The organism is Streptomyces sp. YS-3 (genome assembly GCF_045257485.1).
In the GTDB taxonomy this organism is placed as follows: domain Bacteria; phylum Actinomycetota; class Actinomycetes; order Streptomycetales; family Streptomycetaceae; genus Streptomyces.
The window spans coordinates 1-19399 of sequence record NZ_JBJHPC010000070.1 but is presented as its reverse complement, the minus strand read 5'-3'; the positions used below and the strand labels follow the sequence as shown (position 1 = coordinate 19399).

General features: G+C 67.9%; 14 protein-coding genes and 1 tRNA gene. 3 read left to right on the top strand and 12 right to left on the bottom strand.

Translation table 11 applies throughout. From position 1 onward, the window contains the following. Positions 1-286: 286 nt before the first annotated feature. The 11 genes from ACJA3G_RS09405 to ACJA3G_RS09355 form a co-directional block, all read right to left on the bottom strand. The gene (locus ACJA3G_RS09405; protein ID WP_406552443.1) at positions 287-4186 is read right to left on the bottom strand and encodes a DNA-directed RNA polymerase subunit beta'; all 3900 of its coding nucleotides are present in this window, start codon (positions 4184-4186) and stop codon (positions 287-289) included. 130 nt (positions 4187-4316) lie between these two features. Further along, positions 4317-7802: a DNA-directed RNA polymerase subunit beta gene (gene rpoB / locus ACJA3G_RS09400; protein ID WP_406552442.1), complete on the bottom strand. Its 3486-nt coding sequence runs from the start codon at positions 7800-7802 to the stop codon at positions 4317-4319. A 608-nt stretch (positions 7803-8410) separates the two neighbouring features. After that, positions 8411-8794: a 50S ribosomal protein L7/L12 gene (rplL, locus tag ACJA3G_RS09395; protein WP_406552441.1), complete on the bottom strand. Its 384-nt coding sequence runs from the start codon at positions 8792-8794 to the stop codon at positions 8411-8413. A gap of 110 nt (positions 8795-8904) precedes the next feature. After that, positions 8905-9435 carry a 50S ribosomal protein L10 gene (rplJ, locus tag ACJA3G_RS09390; RefSeq protein ID WP_358833573.1) on the bottom strand — a complete coding sequence of 177 codons (531 nt, stop codon included), beginning with the start codon at positions 9433-9435 and terminating at the stop codon, positions 8905-8907. Between the two features lie 265 nt (positions 9436-9700). Beyond that, entirely contained in the window at positions 9701-10666 is a 966-nt protein-coding gene (locus ACJA3G_RS09385) for a hypothetical protein (protein ID WP_406552440.1), read from the bottom strand. A gap of 133 nt (positions 10667-10799) precedes the next feature. After that, positions 10800-11705 carry a hypothetical protein gene (locus tag ACJA3G_RS09380; RefSeq protein ID WP_406552439.1) on the bottom strand — a complete coding sequence of 302 codons (906 nt, stop codon included), beginning with the start codon at positions 11703-11705 and terminating at the stop codon, positions 10800-10802. 162 nt (positions 11706-11867) lie between these two features. Next, positions 11868-12590 carry a 50S ribosomal protein L1 gene (gene rplA / locus ACJA3G_RS09375; RefSeq protein WP_406552438.1) on the bottom strand — a complete coding sequence of 241 codons (723 nt, stop codon included), beginning with the start codon at positions 12588-12590 and terminating at the stop codon, positions 11868-11870. Positions 12591-12678: 88 nt separating this feature from the next. After that, complete coding sequence (rplK, locus tag ACJA3G_RS09370) at positions 12679-13113, bottom strand: 50S ribosomal protein L11 (RefSeq protein ID WP_267055802.1); 435 nt, start codon at positions 13111-13113, stop codon at positions 12679-12681. 168 nt (positions 13114-13281) lie between these two features. Next, positions 13282-14205: a transcription termination/antitermination protein NusG gene (gene nusG / locus ACJA3G_RS09365; protein ID WP_406552437.1), complete on the bottom strand. Its 924-nt coding sequence runs from the start codon at positions 14203-14205 to the stop codon at positions 13282-13284. Positions 14206-14281: 76 nt separating this feature from the next. Beyond that, positions 14282-14578, bottom strand: a complete 297-nt coding sequence (gene secE, locus ACJA3G_RS09360; protein WP_358833578.1) for a preprotein translocase subunit SecE — start codon at positions 14576-14578, stop codon at positions 14282-14284. A 106-nt stretch (positions 14579-14684) separates the two neighbouring features. Next, positions 14685-14757: transfer RNA gene (locus ACJA3G_RS09355), tRNA-Trp, on the bottom strand. A gap of 226 nt (positions 14758-14983) precedes the next feature. On the opposite strand from ACJA3G_RS09355, the gene ACJA3G_RS09350 reads away from it, so the two are divergent. From ACJA3G_RS09350 to ACJA3G_RS09340, 3 genes are all read left to right on the top strand, one after another. Then, positions 14984-16210 carry a pyridoxal phosphate-dependent aminotransferase gene (locus ACJA3G_RS09350; protein WP_406552436.1) on the top strand — a complete coding sequence of 409 codons (1227 nt, stop codon included), beginning with the start codon at positions 14984-14986 and terminating at the stop codon, positions 16208-16210. A 135-nt stretch (positions 16211-16345) separates the two neighbouring features. After that, positions 16346-17365 (top strand): adenosine deaminase, encoded by a 1020-nt coding sequence (locus ACJA3G_RS09345; protein ID WP_406552435.1) that lies wholly within the window; start codon positions 16346-16348, stop codon positions 17363-17365. Between the two features lie 55 nt (positions 17366-17420). Continuing rightward, a complete protein-coding gene (locus ACJA3G_RS09340; RefSeq protein WP_406552434.1) occupies positions 17421-18059 on the top strand; it encodes an NAD(P)-dependent oxidoreductase in 639 nt (212 codons plus the stop codon). 10 nt (positions 18060-18069) lie between these two features. On the opposite strand, the gene ACJA3G_RS09335 is transcribed toward ACJA3G_RS09340, so the two are convergent. Next, positions 18070-19125: a UDP-N-acetylmuramate dehydrogenase gene (locus ACJA3G_RS09335; RefSeq protein ID WP_406552433.1), complete on the bottom strand. Its 1056-nt coding sequence runs from the start codon at positions 19123-19125 to the stop codon at positions 18070-18072. Positions 19126-19399 lie beyond the last annotated feature (274 nt).

The window sequence follows — 19399 nt, the reverse complement described above, 5'->3', positions numbered from 1 at the left end:
CACTGGAGAACCCCCGCGCCTCCCCGTCGATCGCGATCCGCGCCCCCACCTTCGCCACGACCGCCCCGAGCGTCCGGCCGACATCGGCGGTGTACGTACCGGACTCGCCCGCCTCGGCCGCCACCTCCACCGCGGCCACCACCACGTCCACCAACCGCTCCTGGGCGCTCATCCCCATCGGCCGCACCGCCTTTCGAATATGCGTTCGACAAGCGCCATCCACGATACGCCGAAGGGCGCCCACCCCGTGTGAAACGGAGTGGGCGCCCTTCAGCAGACGTACGCCTTACTGGTTGTACGGACCGTAGTCGTAGTCCTCCAGCGGAACGGCCTGGCCGGAGCCCGTGCCGAACGGCGAGTAGTCGATGTCGTCGTAGCCGACGGCCGAGTACATCGCGGCCTTGGCCTCCTCGGTCGGCTCCACCCGGATGTTGCGGTAGCGGGACAGACCCGTACCGGCCGGGATGAGCTTACCGATGATGACGTTCTCCTTGAGGCCGATGAGGCTGTCGGACTTGGCGTTGATCGCCGCATCCGTCAGGACTCGGGTCGTCTCCTGGAAGGAGGCGGCCGACAGCCAGGACTCCGTCGCCAGCGAGGCCTTGGTGATACCCATCAGCTGCGGACGGCCGGAGGCCGGGTGGCCGCCTTCCGTGACCACACGACGGTTCTCGGTCTCGAACTTCGAGCGCTCGACGAGCTCGCCCGGCAGCAGCTCCGCGTCGCCGGACTCGATGATCGTCACACGGCGCAGCATCTGCCGGATGATGATCTCGATGTGCTTGTCGTGGATCGACACGCCCTGCGAGTTGTAGACCTTCTGGACCTCGCCGACCAGGTGGACCTGGACCGCGCGCTGACCGAGGATCCGGAGCACGTCGTGCGGGTTGGTGGCACCCACGGTGAGCTTCTGGCCCACCTCGACGTGGTCGCCCTCGCCCACCAGCAGACGGGCACGCTTGGAGATCGGGAACGCCGTCTCGTCGCTGCCGTCGTCCGGGGTGACGACGATCTTCTTGGTCTTCTCGGTCTCCTCGATCCGGATGCGGCCGGCCGCCTCCGAGATCGGGGCGACACCCTTGGGCGTACGAGCCTCGAAGAGCTCGACGACACGGGGCAGACCCTGGGTGATGTCGTCACCGGCCACACCACCGGTGTGGAAGGTACGCATCGTCAGCTGGGTACCGGGCTCACCGATGGACTGGGCGGCGATGATGCCGACCGCCTCACCGATGTCGACCAGCTTGCCGGTGGCCAGCGAGCGGCCGTAGCAGAAGGCACAGGTGCCGACGGCCGACTCACAGGTCAGGACCGAGCGGGTCTTGACCTCCTCGACGCCCGCGTTGACCAGCGCGTCGATGAGCACGTCACCGAGGTCCACGTTGGCCGGCGCGATGACCTTGCCGTCGACGACGACGTCCTCGGCGAGCATCCGGGCGTAGACCGAGGTCTCGACGTCCTCCGTCTTGCGGAGCACACCGTCCTCGCCCTTGACCGCGATCTTCAGCTTCAGGCCGCGGTCGGTGCCGCAGTCCTCCTCGCGGATGATCACGTCCTGCGAGACGTCCACCAGACGACGGGTCAGGTAACCCGAGTCGGCGGTACGCAGGGCGGTGTCCGCCAGACCCTTACGGGCACCGTGCGTGGAGATGAAGTACTCCAGAACGGTGAGGCCCTCACGGAAGGACGCCTTGATCGGACGCGGGATGGTCTCGTTCTTCGCGTTCGACACCAGACCACGCATACCCGCGATCTGACGCATCTGCATCATGTTTCCTCGGGCACCCGAGTCAACCATCATGAAGATGGGGTTCGTCTTCGGGAAGTTCGCGTTCATCGCCTCGGCAACCTCGTTGGTCGCCTTGGTCCAGATCGCGATGAGCTCCTGCGTGCGCTCGTCCTTGGTGATCAGACCGCGCTCGTACTGCTTCTGGACCTTCTCGTCCTGCGCCTCGTAGCCCGCGACGATCGCCTTCTTGGCCTCGGGGACCACGACGTCGGAGATGGCCACGGTGACACCGGAACGGGTCGCCCAGTAGAAGCCGGCCGCCTTCAGGTTGTCGAGCGTCGCCGCCACGATGACCTTGGGGTAGCGCTCGGCCAGGTCGTTGACGATCTCGGAGAGCTGCTTCTTGCCCACCGAGTAGTCGACGAACGGGTAGTCCTCGGGCAGCAGCTCGTTGAAGAGCGCGCGGCCCAGGGAGGTGCGCAGCCGGAACGAGTCGCCCTGCTGCCAGGTCGTCTCGCCGTCCTCGTCCACCGGCGGGGTCCAGCCACGGGGCGGGACGGTGCCGATCGGGAAGCGGATGTCGACCTTCGCCTGGAGCGAGAGCTCCCGGGCGTCGAACGCCATGATCGCCTCGGCGGTCGAGTTGAAGGCGCGGCCCTCACCCTTGACCTGGCGCTCCTCCTCGTCCGTGGTGAGGAAGAACAGACCCAGGACCATGTCCTGCGTCGGCATCGTCACCGGCCGGCCGTCGGCCGGCTTGAGGATGTTGTTCGAGGACAGCATCAGGATGCGGGCCTCGGCCTGCGCCTCCGCGGAGAGCGGCAGGTGGACGGCCATCTGGTCACCGTCGAAGTCCGCGTTGAACGCGGTGCAGACGAGCGGGTGGATCTGGATGGCCTTGCCCTCGACCAGCTGGGGCTCGAAGGCCTGGATGCCGAGGCGGTGCAGCGTGGGCGCACGGTTCAGCAGGACCGGGTGCTCGGCGATGACCTCTTCGAGGACGTCGTAGACCACCGTGCGACCGCGCTCGACCATCCGCTTGGCGCTCTTGATGTTCTGCGCGTGGTTCAGGTCCACCAGGCGCTTCATCACGAACGGCTTGAAGAGCTCCAGCGCCATGGCCTTGGGCAGGCCGCACTGGTGCAGCTTCAGCTGCGGACCGACGACGATCACGGAACGCGCGGAGTAGTCCACACGCTTACCGAGCAGGTTCTGACGGAATCGACCCTGCTTGCCCTTCAGCATGTCGCTGAGGGACTTCAGCGGACGGTTGCCGGGGCCCGTGACCGGGCGACCGCGACGGCCGTTGTCGAAGAGGGCGTCGACCGCCTCCTGGAGCATCCGCTTCTCGTTGTTCACGATGATCTCGGGGGCACCGAGGTCGAGCAGACGCTTCAGACGGTTGTTGCGGTTGATCACGCGGCGGTACAGGTCGTTCAGGTCGGAGGTCGCGAAGCGGCCACCGTCCAGCTGCACCATCGGACGCAGGTCCGGCGGGATGACCGGCACGCAGTCCAGCACCATGCCCTTGGGGCTGTTGCTGGTCTGCAGGAACGCGGAGACGACCTTGAGGCGCTTGAGCGCACGGGTCTTCTTCTGGCCCTTGCCGGTGCGGATGATCTCGCGGAGGCGCTCGGCCTCCTCGTCGAGGTCGAAGGTCTCCAGGCGCTTCTGCAGGGCAGCGGCACCCATCGAGCCGTCGAAGTACGTGCCGAAGCGGTCACGCAGCTCGCGGTAGAGCAGCTCGTCGCCCTCAAGGTCCTGGACCTTGAGGTTCTTGAAGCGCGACCAGACCTCGTCCAGACGGTCGATCTCGCGCTGCGCACGGTCGCGCAGCTGCTTCATCTCGCGCTCGGCACCCTCGCGCACCTTGCGGCGCACGTCGGCCTTGGCGCCCTCGGCCTCCAGCTCGGCGAGGTCCGTCTCGAGCTTCTTGGCGCGGGCTTCGAGGTCGGCGTCGCGGCGGTTCTCGATCTGCTGGCGCTCGACGGAGACATGCGCCTCCAGCGACGGCAGGTCGCGCGTACGGCGCTCCTCGTCCACGAACGTGATCATGTACGCGGCGAAGTAGATGACCTTCTCGAGGTCCTTCGGCGCGAGGTCGAGCAGGTAGCCAAGGCGCGAGGGGACGCCCTTGAAGTACCAGATGTGGGTCACGGGAGCGGCAAGCTCGATGTGGCCCATCCGCTCACGGCGCACCTTGGCGCGCGTGACCTCGACGCCACAGCGCTCGCAGATGATGCCCTTGAAGCGGACGCGCTTGTACTTGCCGCAGTAGCACTCCCAGTCCCGGGTCGGACCGAAGATCTTCTCGCAGAAGAGTCCGTCCTTCTCGGGCTTGAGGGTGCGGTAGTTGATGGTCTCCGGCTTCTTGACCTCACCGTGGGACCACTGACGGATGTCGTCAGCAGTGGCGAGGCCGATCCGCAGCTCGTCGAAGAAGTTGACGTCGAGCACTTGTCGTCAATCCCTCTTTCGGGGTCGATTCTTCAAGATGGTCTGAGGGGGGTCCGGATGGGGGTCCCACCCAGGTCCCTGGGGGCCTAGGGGGAGACCGGGGCTTCTTGCGAAGCCCCGGTCAGACCCGTCAGACCTCTTCGACGCTGCTCGGCTCGCGCCGGGACAGGTCGATACCGAGCTCCTCCGCAGCGCGGAAGACGTCCTCGTCCGTGTCGCGCATCTCGATGGACATGCCGTCCGAGGACAGCACCTCCACGTTGAGGCAGAGCGACTGCATTTCCTTGATGAGCACCTTGAAGGACTCGGGAATGCCGGGCTCGGGAATGTTCTCGCCCTTGACGATGGCCTCGTAGACCTTCACACGGCCGGTCACGTCGTCGGACTTGATGGTCAGCAGCTCCTGGAGGGCGTAGGCGGCGCCGTAAGCCTCCAGCGCCCACACCTCCATCTCACCGAATCGCTGGCCACCGAACTGGGCCTTACCACCCAGCGGCTGCTGGGTGATCATCGAGTACGGACCGGTCGAGCGGGCGTGCAGCTTGTCGTCGACCAGGTGGTGCAGCTTCAGGATGTACATGTACCCGATCGAGATCGGGTCCGGGAACGGCTCACCGGAGCGGCCGTCGAACAGGTTGGCCTTGCCGGACGGCTGCACCAGGCGGTCGCCGTCGCGGTTGGGGATCGTGGCCTCGAAGAGACCGGCGATCTCGTCCTCACGGGCACCGTCGAAGACCGGGGTCGCGACGTTGGTGCCGGGGGCGACCTGGTCGGCGCCGATGACCTGCAGGCGCTGGGCCCAGTCGTCGGCGAGACCGGAGACGTCCCAGCCGCGGCTGGCGAGCCAGCCGAGGTGGATCTCCAGGACCTGTCCCGGGTTCATTCGGGACGGGACACCCAGGGGGTTGAGGATGATGTCGACCGGGGTGCCGTCCTCCAGGAACGGCATGTCCTCGATCGGCAGGATCTTCGAGATGACGCCCTTGTTGCCGTGACGGCCGGCGAGCTTGTCACCGTCGGTGATCTTGCGCTTCTGCGCCACGTACACGCGCACCAGCTGGTTCACACCGGGGGGAAGCTCGTCGCCCTCCTCGCGGTCGAAGACGCGGACGCCGATGACCTTGCCGGTCTCGCCGTGCGGCACCTTCAGCGAGGTGTCACGGACCTCACGGGCCTTCTCACCGAAGATCGCGCGGAGCAGGCGCTCCTCCGGCGTCAGCTCGGTCTCACCCTTGGGCGTGACCTTGCCGACGAGGATGTCGCCGGCGACGACCTCGGCACCGATACGGATGATGCCGCGCTCGTCGAGGTCGGCGAGGACCTCCTCGGAGACGTTCGGGATGTCCCGGGTGATCTCCTCCGGGCCGAGCTTGGTGTCACGGGCGTCGACCTCGTGCTCCTCGATGTGGATCGAGGAGAGGACGTCGTCCTGCACGAGGCGCTGCGACAGGATGATCGCGTCCTCGTAGTTGTGACCCTCCCACGGCATGAACGCCACGAGCAGGTTCTTGCCCAGCGCCATCTCGCCGTTCTCGGTCGCCGGACCGTCGGCGAGGACCTGGCCCTCGATGACGCGGGCGCCCTCGTCCACGACAACCTTCTGGTTGACCGAGGTGCCCTGGTTCGAGCGGGAGAACTTGTGCAGGCGGTACGTGGTGTACGTGCCGTCGTCGTTGGCGATGGTGATGTAGTCCGCGGAGACCTCCTGGACCACACCGTCCTTCTCCGCCTTGAGCACGTCACCGGCGTCGGTGGCGCAGCGGTACTCCATGCCGGTGCCGACGAGCGGCGCCTCGCTCTTGATGAGCGGGACGGCCTGACGCATCATGTTCGCGCCCATGAGGGCACGGTTGGCGTCGTCGTGCTCCAGGAAGGGGATCATCGCGGTCGCGACCGACACCATCTGGCGCGGCGAGACGTCGATGTAGTCCACCTCGGCCGGCGGCACGTAGTCGACCTCGCCGCCACGGCGGCGGACCAGGACGCGGGCCTCGGTGAGCTGGAGCTCGTCGTTGAGCGCGGCGTTGGCCTGGGCGATGACGAAGCGGTCTTCCTCGTCGGCCGTGATGTAGTCGACCTCGTCGGTGACCTGGCCGTCGACGACCTTGCGGTACGGCGTCTCGATGAAGCCGAACGCGTTGACGCGGCCGTACGAGGCGAGCGAGCCGATCAGACCGATGTTCGGGCCTTCGGGGGTCTCGATCGGGCACATGCGGCCGTAGTGCGACGGGTGCACGTCACGGACCTCGAAGCCGGCCCGCTCACGGGAGAGACCACCCGGGCCAAGAGCCGACAGACGGCGCTTGTGGGTGAGACCCGACAGCGGGTTGTTCTGGTCCATGAACTGCGACAGCTGGCTGGTGCCGAAGAACTCCTTGATGGAGGCGACGACCGGCCGGATGTTGATCAGGGTCTGCGGCGTGATCGCCTCGACGTCCTGGGTGGTCATGCGCTCACGCACGACGCGCTCCATACGCGCCAGGCCCGTACGGACCTGGTTCTGGATGAGCTCGCCGACGTTGCGCAGACGACGGTTGCCGAAGTGGTCGATGTCGTCGGTCTCGACGACGATGTTCCGACCCGACTCGCCGACCGTCTCGGTCTCGCCCGCGTGCAGCTTGACCAGGTACTTGATGGTCGCGATGACGTCGTCCGTGGTGAGGACGCCGGCGTCCAGCGGCTCGTCCGCGCCGAGCTTCTTGTTCACCTTGTAGCGGCCGACCTTCGCGAGGTCGTAGCGCTTGGGGTTGAAGTAGAGGTTCTCGAGCAGCGTCTGAGCGGCCTCGCGCGTCGGCGGCTCGCCCGGGCGCAGCTTGCGGTAGATGTCGAGCAGCGCGTCGTCCTGGCCCTGGGTGTGGTCCTTCTCCAGGGTGGCGCGCATCGACTCGTACTCGCCGAACTCCTCGAGGATCTGCTCGGTGGTCCAGCCGAGAGCCTTCAGGAGGACGGTGACGGACTGCTTGCGCTTGCGGTCGATGCGGACACCGACCATGTCGCGCTTGTCGATCTCCATCTCGAGCCAGGCACCCCGGGACGGGATGATCTTGGCCGTGTAGATGTCCTTGTCGGACGTCTTGTCGATGTTGGAGTCGAAGTAGACACCCGGCGAGCGGACCAGCTGCGACACCACGACACGCTCGGTGCCGTTGATGACGAAGGTGCCCTTGTTGGTCATGAGCGGGAAGTCGCCCATGAAGACCGTCTGGGACTTGATCTCGCCGGTCTCGTTGTTGGTGAACTCGGCGGTGACGAAGAGCGGGGCCGCGAACGTGAAGTCGCGCTCCTTGCACTCGTCGATCGAGTTCTTCGGAGGCTCGAAGCGGTGGTCGCGGAAGGTCAGCGACATCGACCCGCTGAAGTCCTCGATCGGGGAGATCTCCTCGAAGATCTCCTCCAGACCGGACTTCGTGGGGACGTCCTGTCCGTTCTCGAGAGCGGCCTCGACGCGAGCCTTCCACGCGGCGTTTCCGAGCAGCCAGTCAAAGCTCTCGGTTTGCAGCGCAAGGAGGTTCGGAACCTCGAGGGGCTCCTTGATCTTTGCAAAGGAGATGCGCAGCGGGGCGGTGCTGGCGCCGTTGTTCGTATTGGCGGTCGAGGCGTTGCGCGAGGCGGCCAAGAGGGGGTCCTTCCGAGGGCTCGGACTCACTACGCGCGTACCGGTCCCACGAGGGCACAGAGAGAGACGTTTCCTGATTGAGGCTGAAAGGCCAGGTCAGGGCAGTTCAATCAACGATGCTCAAGCGAGGGCGTGCCCCTGGTGACGGGCAGGGGGCAGCTAACAGGCAGCGCAAAGGGTCAGTGTAGCCACTCGGCCCACTGATGTCCAGGGCGGAATTTTCGCGACCCTCATTGTTCTTCTCAGTACCTCGGCCGGCCACGCGCCGTGAGGCGCACATCGATACTGCCCTCTTCGCCGTCGATCCATGCCTCGGATCCGGATCGTTGTGACGACGCGTCCTGAGAATTGCGCGCTGCGTGCGGTTCGTCAAGACCCCTCAGCTCAGCGGAGATCGCTCCGTTACTGCTCGTGCGGCCACGAGGCGTACCGGGGGGCGTACGGCGATGATCACCATACTCCCTGTCGCCCCGCGTGCAAGGCAGCCGTCACGGCGACGCCCGGGTACGCCGAAGGGCGACCACCCGAATGGATGATCGCCCTTTGGTGTGTGCGCGTTACAGGCCCCTGGGGGGCGTCACGCGCGGCGAGTCAGAGGACTCGTGAGGTCACTTGACCTCAACGGCCGCACCGGCAGCCTTGAGGGACTCGGCAGCCTTCTCGGCGGCCTCCTTGTTGACCTTCTCGAGGACCGGCTTCGGGGTGCCGTCGACGAGGTCCTTGGCCTCCTTCAGACCCAGCGAGGTCAGCTCACGCACGACCTTGATGACCTGGATCTTCTTCTCGCCGGCACCGGTGAGGATGACGTCGAACTCGTCCTTCTCCTCCTCGGCCTCGGCAACGGCGCCCGGGCCGGCGGGGCCGGCAACGGCGACCGCGGCGGCGGCGGTGACGTCGAACTTCTCCTCGAAGGCCTTCACGAACTCGGAGAGCTCGATGAGGGTCATCTCCTCGAACTGGGCGAGGAGGTCGTCCTGAGAGAGCTTCGCCATGATGGGCGATCCTTCCACTAATTCGGCAGGTGCCGGTTGTATATAGAGGCGGGCGTAACGGCCCGCTACGACCCACGCACTAGGCGGCGTGGATCACTGCGCGAGCCGAATTACTCGGCACCGCCCTGCTCGGCGAGCTTGACGCGAAGCGCTTCCGCAGTGCGGACGAACTTCGACGGCAGCGCCTGGAAGAGCGAGGCAGCCTGGGACTGCTTGCCCTTGAACGCGCCGGCCAGCTTGCTGAGCAGAACCTCGCGGGACTCGAGGTCCGCAAGCTTCTTGATCTCATCGGCGGACAGCGCCTTGCCATCAAGGACACCGCCCTTGATGATCAGGTTCGGGTTCTCCTTGGCGAAGTCACGCAGACCCTTGGCCGACTCCACCGGGTCACCGGTGATGAAGGCGGCACCCGTCGGACCAGTGAACTGGTCGTCGAGCGAGGTGATCCCGGCGTTGTTCGCCGCGATCTTGGTCAGCGTGTTCTTCACCACGGCGTACTGGGCGTTCTCACCGAGCGAACGGCGCAGCGTCTTGAGCTGCGCCACGGTGAGACCCCGGTACTCGGTCAGCACGACGGCGTTCGAGCTGCGGAACTTGTCCTCGAGCTCGGCTACGTCGGCAGCCTTGTCGGGCCTTGCCATGAGCGTCGGCCTCCTTCCGGGTGATGAGGACCGCTCAGAAGGGACCGCGACATAAAAAACGCCCCGGCGCAAGTGCACGGGGCGTAGCTCCACCGGACTGAGTCCGGGAACTTTCCACAGTCACCTGCGCGGGTCGTCCGCATGCAACGGAACCTTCGGCCACCGCCCCTTCTTACGAAGGCACGGCAACGACCAGCGGTCTTTGGCTTCTGTGGAAGCGTACGCGACGGGTGGCGGATCGAGCAAATCCGCCCGTACGGGACCGTCAGGCGCCGCCGAGAGCGCCGGTCCCACCGGCCTTCGCCCGGTCGCCCAGGCCCTTCAGCATCTCCAGCAGATCCGTGGTCTCGCTCGCGGGCGGGGCCGTGACCTGGGCCCTGGTGCCGTAGTCCGAGTAGTGCGCGGCGGTGGTGATCTTGCCCTGGGGGCTGTCCATCGCGACGTCCATCCGGACCGGGTAGCCGTCCGCGTTGACCCAGACCTCGGTGTCGTAGCCCTTGACGCCGGTCTTCTTCATATTGGTCAGGAGCTGCTCGCGGTCCTTGGGGGACAGGTTGTCGAGCATCTTGTTGTTCTTCATCATCTCGTCGATGGTGAGCGTGCCCTTGTAGTGCTCGGACGAGACGCCGTCGACCCGCTCCGCGCCCAGGTGCTTCAGGTTCGGCGAGTCCAGGAGCAGGGCGAGCTGCTGGGCCGGGTCCTGGTTCATGTTCTCCATGCCGGCGGTCATCTGCTTGACCAGCTGCCCCTGGCCGGCCTGCTTGGCCAGCGAGGTCAGGTCGAACTTGACCCAGCGCTTGCCGCCGAACTCCTTGGCCGACTCCCCCATGGCGCCCATGTCCATGTACATGACGTTGTCGACCCAGAGCATGCGGGTCTTCTCGGCGGCGCCGCCCATGCCCTTGGTCACCGAGGACGTCACGGTGAGGTCCATCGCCGTGGGGTTCCAGGCCATGACACCGCTGGTCTCGGTCCGGCCCCCGTCCTCCCCCATGGACGCGGGGGCCGTCATGGTCATCCGGACCTTGGCGGACTTGGCCGCGGCGGTCTTCTTGTACGCCGCCGCGAGAACCTGCGAGGCGGCGTCACGGGACTGCGGGGCGACCGCGGCCTTCTTGGCGCCCGTGGCGCCGTCGGCCTTGTCGTCGCCGCCACAGCCCGCTGCCCCGGCCACCACCACGGCCGCCGTCGCCACCGACAGCGCCGCGCGTGTCCATCCGGACCTGGTCATGTTCCCCACCCCTTGAAGCCCCGTGCCATGAGTCCCGCCGACGGCAGTCGAACGCCGTCGAACGGACAGATCTTCTGCACCGTAACCCAAGGGCTGTGACAGATGGGACGGATTATGTCTGCCGTTGCGTGGATTACGAGGGCTGGCTGGACGGCTTGGGCTTGATCATCGAGGTGAAGTCCACGGTGTCGGAGGCCGCCGGGGCCTCGGCGGAGACCTTGACGCCGTAGTCCGCGTAGTACGCCGTGCTGTTCAGCTCGCCGTTCTTCGTCGCGGCGCGCTCGGTCTTCTTCACCAGCAGGTCGTTCTTGTCCACCCAGATGTCGACCGTGTCGGTGGTGATGCCGCTCTGGTTCATCTGGTTCTTGAAGCTCTCCAGCGTCTTCGCGTCCAGGCCCGAGCTGCGGTCCACGAGCTTGGCCATGTCGACCGTGCCCGAGTAGTGCGTGGCCGGAACGCCGCGGACGTCCTCGCTGCCGACCTTCTTCACGTCGCCCGAGGCCAGCAGCGCCTTCACGCCCTGCTGGGGCGTCGAGTTCTGCATCTGGTCCTTCATGACGGCGCCGGCCGGGCCCATCAGCTTGGCCATGTCGTCGTACCCGTAGCGGATCCAGTGCTTGCCGCCGAGGTTCTTGGCGAACTGGGGGCCCATGTCGGCGTAGTAGGCGTCGCGCAGATAGCGGGCGTCGATGCTCTCGCTGCCCAGCTGCTTCATGGTCTGCGCCATCGAGCCCTGGGTGTACTTCAGCCGCATGACGCCGGTCGTCCCGTCGCCCCAGGCGAGGCTGCCGTTGCCCGCCAGGCCCATCACGGCGCCCATGGACATCGTCACCTCGACCTTGGCGGAGCCCGCCCCGTCGGTCTTCTTCTGGACCGCCTGGAGGGCCGCGACCGGGCTGAAGTCCGACCCGCCCTTGTGCCCCTGGGCCGGCGCGCCCTTGTCCCCGCTGTCGGACCCGCCGCAGGCGGCGACGCCCACCAGGGCCGCGGCGACCGCGACCAGCGAGATACCCGTACGCCGAACGGAACTGGTGCTCATGCGTTCCCCCTCGAAAACTCATTCCCTTACCCCTCGACGGTAGCGCAGGGGTCGGACAACACCCCGACCGCCCGGGGCCGTTGGGACGCGGTTGCGACAAAAAGCCGGGCCCCGCACCTCCGGAGAGGTGCGGGGCCCGGCTCTGGATCAGCCGATGCGGGCTCAGACCGCGGCCGGGTCCTCCTCGACGAGGAGGTTGCGGGTGCGGTTGGAGTCGACCGGGATACCGGGGCCCATCGTGGTGGCGATGGTGGCCTTCTTGATGTACCGGCCCTTGGCGGCGGACGGCTTCAGACGGAGGATCTCCTCCAGCGCGGCGCCGTAGTTCTCCACCAGCTTGGTGTCGTCGAAGGACACCTTGCCGATGATGAAGTGCAGGTTCGAGTGCTTGTCGACGCGGAACTCGATCTTGCCGCCCTTGATCTCCTCGACCGCCTTGGCGACGTCGGGGGTGACCGTGCCGGTCTTCGGGTTCGGCATCAGACCACGCGGGCCGAGCACGCGGCCGAGGCGGCCGACCTTGCCCATGAGGTCCGGGGTGGAGACGACGGCGTCGAAGTCCAGACGGCCCTTGGCGACCTCGTCGATGAGCTCGTCCGAGCCCACGATGTCGGCGCCCGCGGCACGCGCGGCCTCGGCACGGTCACCGGTCGCGAAGACCAGGACCCGGGCGGTCTTACCGGTGCCGTGCGGGAGGTTCACGGTGCCACGGACCATCTGGTCGGCCTTGCGCGGGTCGACACCCAGGCGGAAGGCGACCTCGACGGTGCCGTCGAACTTGGTCGCGGAGGTCTCCTTGGCGAGACGGACGGCCTCGAGCGGGGCGTAGAGCTTGTCCGCGTTGATCTTGGCGTCCGCAGCGCGGAGAGTCTTGCTGCGCTTCACTTCTGCTCCTGTGTTGGTTCAGGCATGGAGTCGTGGTGCGGGCCAGCGCTTGGCCCTACCACTGAGGTCAAACGGGGGTGAGCTGAGATCAGCCCTCGACCGTGATGCCCATGGAACGGGCGGTGCCAGCGATGATCTTGGACGCGGCGTCCAGGTCGTTGGCGTTCAGGTCGGCGAGCTTCGTCGTGGCGATCTCGCGGACCTGGGCCTGCGTGATCTTCGCGACCTTGGTCTTGTGCGGCTCGCCCGAGCCCTTCTCCACACCCGCGGCCTTGAGGATCATCTTCGCGGCCGGCGGAGTCTTGGTGATGAAGGTGAAGGAACGGTCCTCGTAGACCGTGATCTCCACCGGGATCACCCAGCCACGCTGCGACTCGGTCGCCGCGTTGTAGGCCTTGCAGAACTCCATGATGTTGACGCCGTGCTGGCCGAGCGCGGGGCCGACCGGCGGGGCCGGGTTCGCCGCACCGGCGTTGATCTGGAGCTTGATAAGCCCCGTGACCTTCTTCTTCTTGGGAGGCATTGCTCTCTCCGGGTCCTAGTGAGAGTGAACCGCCTGGCATCCGATCATCCGGATGGAGGCATACCGCACAACGATAACGGGTATCTGTGTGCGGCTAAAAACCGAGCAGGTCAGACAGGCTTTGAGAGCCCGTCTGACCTGTTCGGAAGACGTGTGGTCCGGAAGAAACTAGTTCTTCTGGATCTGGTCGAAGCTGAGCTCGACCGGAGTCTCGCGGCCGAAGATCTCGACGAGGCCCTTGACCTTCTTCGAGTCGGCGTTGATCTCGTTGATCGTGGCCTGGAGCGTGGCGAACGGGCCGTCGGTGACGGTGACCGAGTCGCCGACCTCGAAGTCGAGCACCTGGACCTCGACCTTGCGGGCCGGAGCCGGCTTGCCCTCGGCCTCGGCGGCCTCACGGGCGGCCTTCTCCTCGGCCTCCGGTGCGAGCATCTTGACGATCTCGTCCAGGGTCAGCGGGTACGGGTCGTAGGCGTTGCCCACGAAGCCGGTGACGCCCGGGGTGTTGCGGACGACGCCCCAGGACTCGTTCGTCAGATCCATGCGGACGAGAACGTAACCGGGCAGCTTGTTCTGCCGGACGTTCTTGCGCTCGCCGTTCTTGATCTGGACGATCTCTTCCTCGGGCACCTCGGCCTGGTAGATGAACTCCTCGACGTTCAGCGAGACGGCGCGCTGCTCCAGGTTGGCCTTCACGCGCTTCTCGTAGCCCGCGTAGGTGTGGATCACGTACCACTCGCCGGGCAGGCCGCGCAGCTCCTGGCGCAGGGCCTCGACCGGGTCGACGGGCGCGGCGGGCTCCTCGGGAGCCTCCTCGGCGCTCTCGGCGTCCTCGTCCTCGGAGGTCTCGGCGTCCTCGGAGGTCTCGGAGTCCTCGACGGACGCGGTCTCCTCGGCGTCCAGCTCGTCCCCGTCCTCAACGGCCTCGACGTGGAGCGCCGCCTGCTCGGCCGCCTCGCCCGCCTCGGCGTCGGCAGCCTCGACCTCGTCGGCGTCCTCGACGGCCTCGGCGTCCGTCGCCTCGACGATGTCGAGCTGGTCCTCCACGGACTCCGCCGACTCGATGGCGTCGTTCAGGTTCGGGTCAGACACGTGGCTGCTTCTTCCTGGCTACAGATGGGTGGAACAATGCGAAAAAGGCGCCGGGTGGGCGCCCTTACGCAGCGGATCAGCCGAAGACGTACTTGACGACGTGCTGGAATCCGGTGTCGATCACGGTCACGATGCCGATCATGATCACGACGAACACGATCACCACGGTGGTGTACGTCGACAGCTGGTTGCGCGACGGCCAGACCACCTTGCGCAGCTCGGCGACGACCTGGCGGTAGAAGAGCGCGAGACGGCCCAGGGGGCCCTTCTTGCCGCGCTTGCCGCCCTTGCGGGACTTCTTCTTGGAGTCCTGGTCCGCAGAGGCCTCGTCCTGGGCATCAGGCATGTCGATGGAGCCCACGGCGTCCGTCACGCTTCTCACCTGATTCCGGGTCGTGGCCGTGCCGCGCCCGGTGGAGCCGCACGGCGGTGCATAGAAGTACGTACATGCGCACACATCCTGGCGAAGGTGTGTGTAGCAGGGCCGGAGGGACTTGAACCCCCAACCGCTGGTTTTGGAGACCAGTGCTCTACCAATTGAGCTACGACCCTTTGTGGTTCCCCCAACCTACCGCATCCGCCCGAGTGCACCGAGTGCCCGGAGTGGATCGGTTGGTGGAGGCCAACGACAGGTGAGTGTACGTGGTCCTGCGCCCGGCGTCGAACAGATACCTCCCGACGGCTCGGCGCGGATACCCCGAACGGCCTGTGCAACTGCCCCGTCCGGTCCCTGAAACCGGTGTGCCCGGGGCACGGCGGGTCTGGGACGATGGCCGGTATGAGCGCTGCAACTTCTCCGACCGAGCGCCGGGTGTCCGCGCGCATCGGCGCGATCTCCGAGTCCGCGACCCTCGCCGTCGACGCCAAGGCCAAGGCCCTCAAGGCCGCCGGGCGCCCGGTGATCGGCTTCGGCGCCGGTGAGCCCGACTTCCCGACCCCGGACTACATCGTCGAGGCCGCCGCGGCGGCCTGCCGCGACCCGAAGTACCACCGCTACACGCCGGCCGGCGGCCTGCCCGAGCTCAAGAGGGCCATCGCCGAGAAGACCCTGCGCGACTCCGGCTACGAGGTCGACCCCTCGCAGATCCTGGTGACCAACGGCGGCAAGCAGGCGATCTACGAGGCCTTCGCGGCGATCCTGGACCCGGGCGACGAGGTCATCGTCCCGGCGCCGTACTGGACCACCTACCCGGAGTCGATCCGGCTCGCGGGCGGTGTCCCGGTCGAGGTCGTCGCCGACGAGACCACCGGCTACCGGGTCTCGGTGGAGCAGCTGGAGGCCGCTCGTACGAAGAAGACCAAGGTCGTCCTCTTCGTCTCCCCCTCCAACCCCACCGGCTCGGTCTACACCGAGGCCGAGACCGAGGCCATCGGCCGCTGGGCCGTCGAGCACGGCCTGTGGGTGATGACCGACGAGATCTACGAGCACCTGGTCTACGGGGACGCGGTCTCCGTGTCGCTGCCGGCGCTCCTGCCCGAGCTGCGCGACAAGTGCGTCGTCGTCAACGGCGTCGCCAAGACGTACGCGATGACCGGCTGGCGGGTCGGGTGGATCGTCGGCCCCCAGGACGTCATCAAGGCCGCGACCAACCTCCAGTCGCACGCCACCTCCAACGTCGCCAACGTCTCCCAGGTGGCGGCGCTCGCCGCGGTCTCCGGCGACCTCGACGCGGTCGCCGAGATGCGCGAGGCCTTCGACCGCCGCCGCCAGACCATGGTGCGGATGCTCAGCGAGATCGACGGAGTGGTCTGCCCGACGCCCGAGGGCGCGTTCTACGCGTACCCCTCGGTGAAGGGCCTGCTCGGCAAGGAGATCCGCGGCAGGCGCCCGCAGTCCTCCGTCGAGCTCGCCGACCTCATCCTGGAGGAGGCCGAGGTCGCGGTCGTCCCGGGCGAGGCCTTCGGCACCCCGGGCTATCTGCGCCTGTCCTACGCGCTGGGCGACGAGGACCTCGTCGAGGGCGTCTCGCGGATCCAGAAGCTGCTGGCGGAGGCGCGCGACTGAGCACGTCGCCCCAGGCGCTTCCAGGGGGACGGACCACCGACTCACGTGAGCCGGTGGTCCGTTCCTGCGTTCGGGCAAGGTCCCGATCGGGGAAAGGGGCTGTCGGATGCCGGTGACGTGCGGCAAGATCCTTCAATGGAGCGCGTTCGTGACGTACGAGACCTGCCGAAAGCCCATCTGCACCTGCACTTCACGGGGTCGATGCGCCCCACGACGCTGCTGGAGCTCGCCGACAAGTACGGCGTGCACCTGCCCGACGCGCTGACGGGCGGCGAGCCGCCGAAGCTGCGGGCCACCGACGAGCGCGGCTGGTTCCGCTTCCAGCGCCTGTACGACATCGCGCGCTCCTGTCTGCGCGCCCCCGAGGACATCCAGCGGCTGGTGCGCGAGGCCGCCGAGGAGGACGTCCGGGACGGCTCGGGCTGGCTGGAGATCCAGGTCGACCCGACCAGTTACGCGCCGATGCTGGGCGGGCTCATCCCGGCCCTGGAGATCATCCTGGACGCGGTCGAGACGGCCGCGCGCGAGACCGGGCTCGGGATGCGGGTCCTGGTCGCGGCGAACCGGATGAAGCACCCGCTGGACGCCCGCACCCTGGCCCGCCTCGCCGTGCGGTACGGCGACCGGGGCGTGGTCGGCTTCGGCCTCTCCAACGACGAGCGCCGGGGCATGGCGCGCGACTTCGACCGCGCCTTCGCGATCGCCCGGGAGGGCGGGCTGCTGGCCGCGCCGCACGGCGGCGAGCTGGCCGGCCCCGCGTCCGTACGGGACTGCCTGGACGATCTGCACGCCACCCGCATCGGCCACGGGGTGCGCGCCGCCGAGGATCCCCGGCTGCTGCGGCGCCTGGCCGAGCGCGGCATCACCTGTGAGGTCTGCCCCGCCTCCAACGTCGCCCTGGGCGTCTACGAGAAGCCCGAGGACGTCCCCCTGCGCACGCTGTACGAGGCGGGCGTACCGCTGGCGCTCGGCGCCGACGACCCGCTCCTGTTCGGCTCCCGCCTCGCCGCGCAGTACGAGTTCGCCCGCATCCACCACGGCTTCACCGACACCGAACTGGCGGAGCTGGCACGGCAGTCGGTGCGGGGCTCGGCCGCGCCGGCCGCGGTGAAGTCGCAGTTGATCGCCGGAGTGGATTCCTGGCTGGCCTCCTGACACCTTGGGCACCCTTGGCGGAGGAACGACCATCCACCAGGGGAGGGTGACGCAGATGAAGCTCACGGTTTTCGGTGCCACGGGCAGGATCGGCACGGAGGTGGTCCGTCAGGCGCTGGCCGCCGGACACCAGGTCACGGCGGTGGTACGGGACCCGGGCCGGTTCACGACGACGGGTACGGGCCTGGAGGTCGTCCGGGGTGATCTCTCCGACCCCGAGTCGCTGCGGCCGGCGGTGGCGGGCCGGGACGCGGTGTTCTCGGGGCTGGGCGCGAACAAGCGGGCGGACGCGGCGGCGGGCGTCACGGCACGGCTGACCCGCTCGATCGTGAAGGCGATGGACGCGGAGGGCACCCGCCGGCTGCTGGTGGTGAGCGCGGGCCCGGTGGGCCCGGAGGCACCGAACGACCCGTTCCTGGACCGCCTCACCCTGACGATCGTCTCCCGCGTCCTTAAGGACGTCTACGAGGACCTGCGCCGCACCGAGGCCGAACTGTCCGCCTCCGCCCTGGACTGGACGGCGGTACGCCCGGTCCGCCTGGTCAACAAGCCGCGGACGGGCACGTACCGCACCGCCGTCGGGGCGACCCCGCGCAGCGCGCGCAGCATCGGGCGGGCGGACGTGGCGGACGCGATGCTGCGGATGATCACCGACCAGGCGACGGTGAAGCAGGGCGTCTGCGTGGCCTACTGACCCGGCCGGGTCAGATCTCGGCGTTGACGGTCACCGGCTCGTTGACGAGGGTCACGCCGAAGGCCCGCTCCACGCCCGCGACGACCTCGCGCGCGAGGGCGAGCAGGTCCTCGGTGGTGGCGCCGCCGCGGTTGGTGAGAGCGAGGGTGTGCTTGGTGGAGATCCGGGCGGGCCCGGAGCCGTACCCCTTGGTGAACCCGGCCTTGTCGATGAGCCAGGCGGCGGAGGTCTTCGTCAGCCCGTCCCCGAGGTCCCAGGCGGGCGGCGAGACGTCGTCCCCGAGCCGCGCGGCGACCTTCTCCAGGAACGCCCGGTACTCGCCCTCCGCCAGGATCGGATTGGTGAAGAAGGACCCGGCGGACCAGGTGTCGTGGTCCTCGGGGTCCAGCACCATGCCCTTGCCGGCCCGCAGCTTCAGGACGGTCTCGCGCGCGGTGGCGGCGGGGACGCGGTCGCCGGGCTCGACGCCGAGGGCGCGGGCCGTCTCGGCGTACTTGATGGGCGCGGAGAGCCCGCCGGCGTCCTCCAGCTCGAAGCGGACGCGCAGGACGACGTACCGGTCGGGGTGGGCCTTGAACCGGCTGTGGCGGTAGGAGAAGTCGCACTCGGCGGCGGTCAGGACCACGGTGCGCCGCTCGATCCGGTCGTACGCGACGACCTCACGGATGGTGGAGGAGACCTCCTGGCCGTACGCGCCCACGTTCTGGATCGGGGTGGCTCCGGCGGATCCGGGGATCCCGGCCAGACACTCGATCCCGGCGAGCCCGGCCGCCACGGTCCGGGCCACGACGTCGCTCCAGACCTCCCCGGCGGCCACGTCGAGCCGCGTCCCCTCCAGCCGGAACCCGGTGGTGGCGATCCGAAGGGCAGTCCCGGCGAACCCCTTGTCCCCGATGACGAGGTTGCTGCCCCCACCGATGACGAGCAGCGGCACCCGCGCCTCGTCGGCCTCCCACACGACGGAGATGACGTCGTCATCACTCCCGGCAACGACCAGCCGCGAGGCGGGCCCACCGAGCCGGAAGGTGGTGAGGGGGGCGAGGGGGGTGTCATGAAGTACCTGCACGAAGCCCAGCGTACGGGGCCGTGCGGCGCGTGCTGCCCGGGGTTCGCCTGCGGCCGTGTTCTGCCCGGGGGTCGCCTGCGGGTGCGTGGGTAGTTGCTCGCGCAGTTCCCCGCGCCCCTGATCCGCCCGGGGGGTCGTCTGCGGGTCGGTGGTGGGCTGAGCGCGCAGTTCCCCGCGCCCCTAGGTAGTTAGGGGCGCGGGGAACTGCGCGAGCAACCCAGCACGGTCCGCAGACGAAAGAAGCGCCATGGGGGTGGGGCGTAGCCCTGGGAAG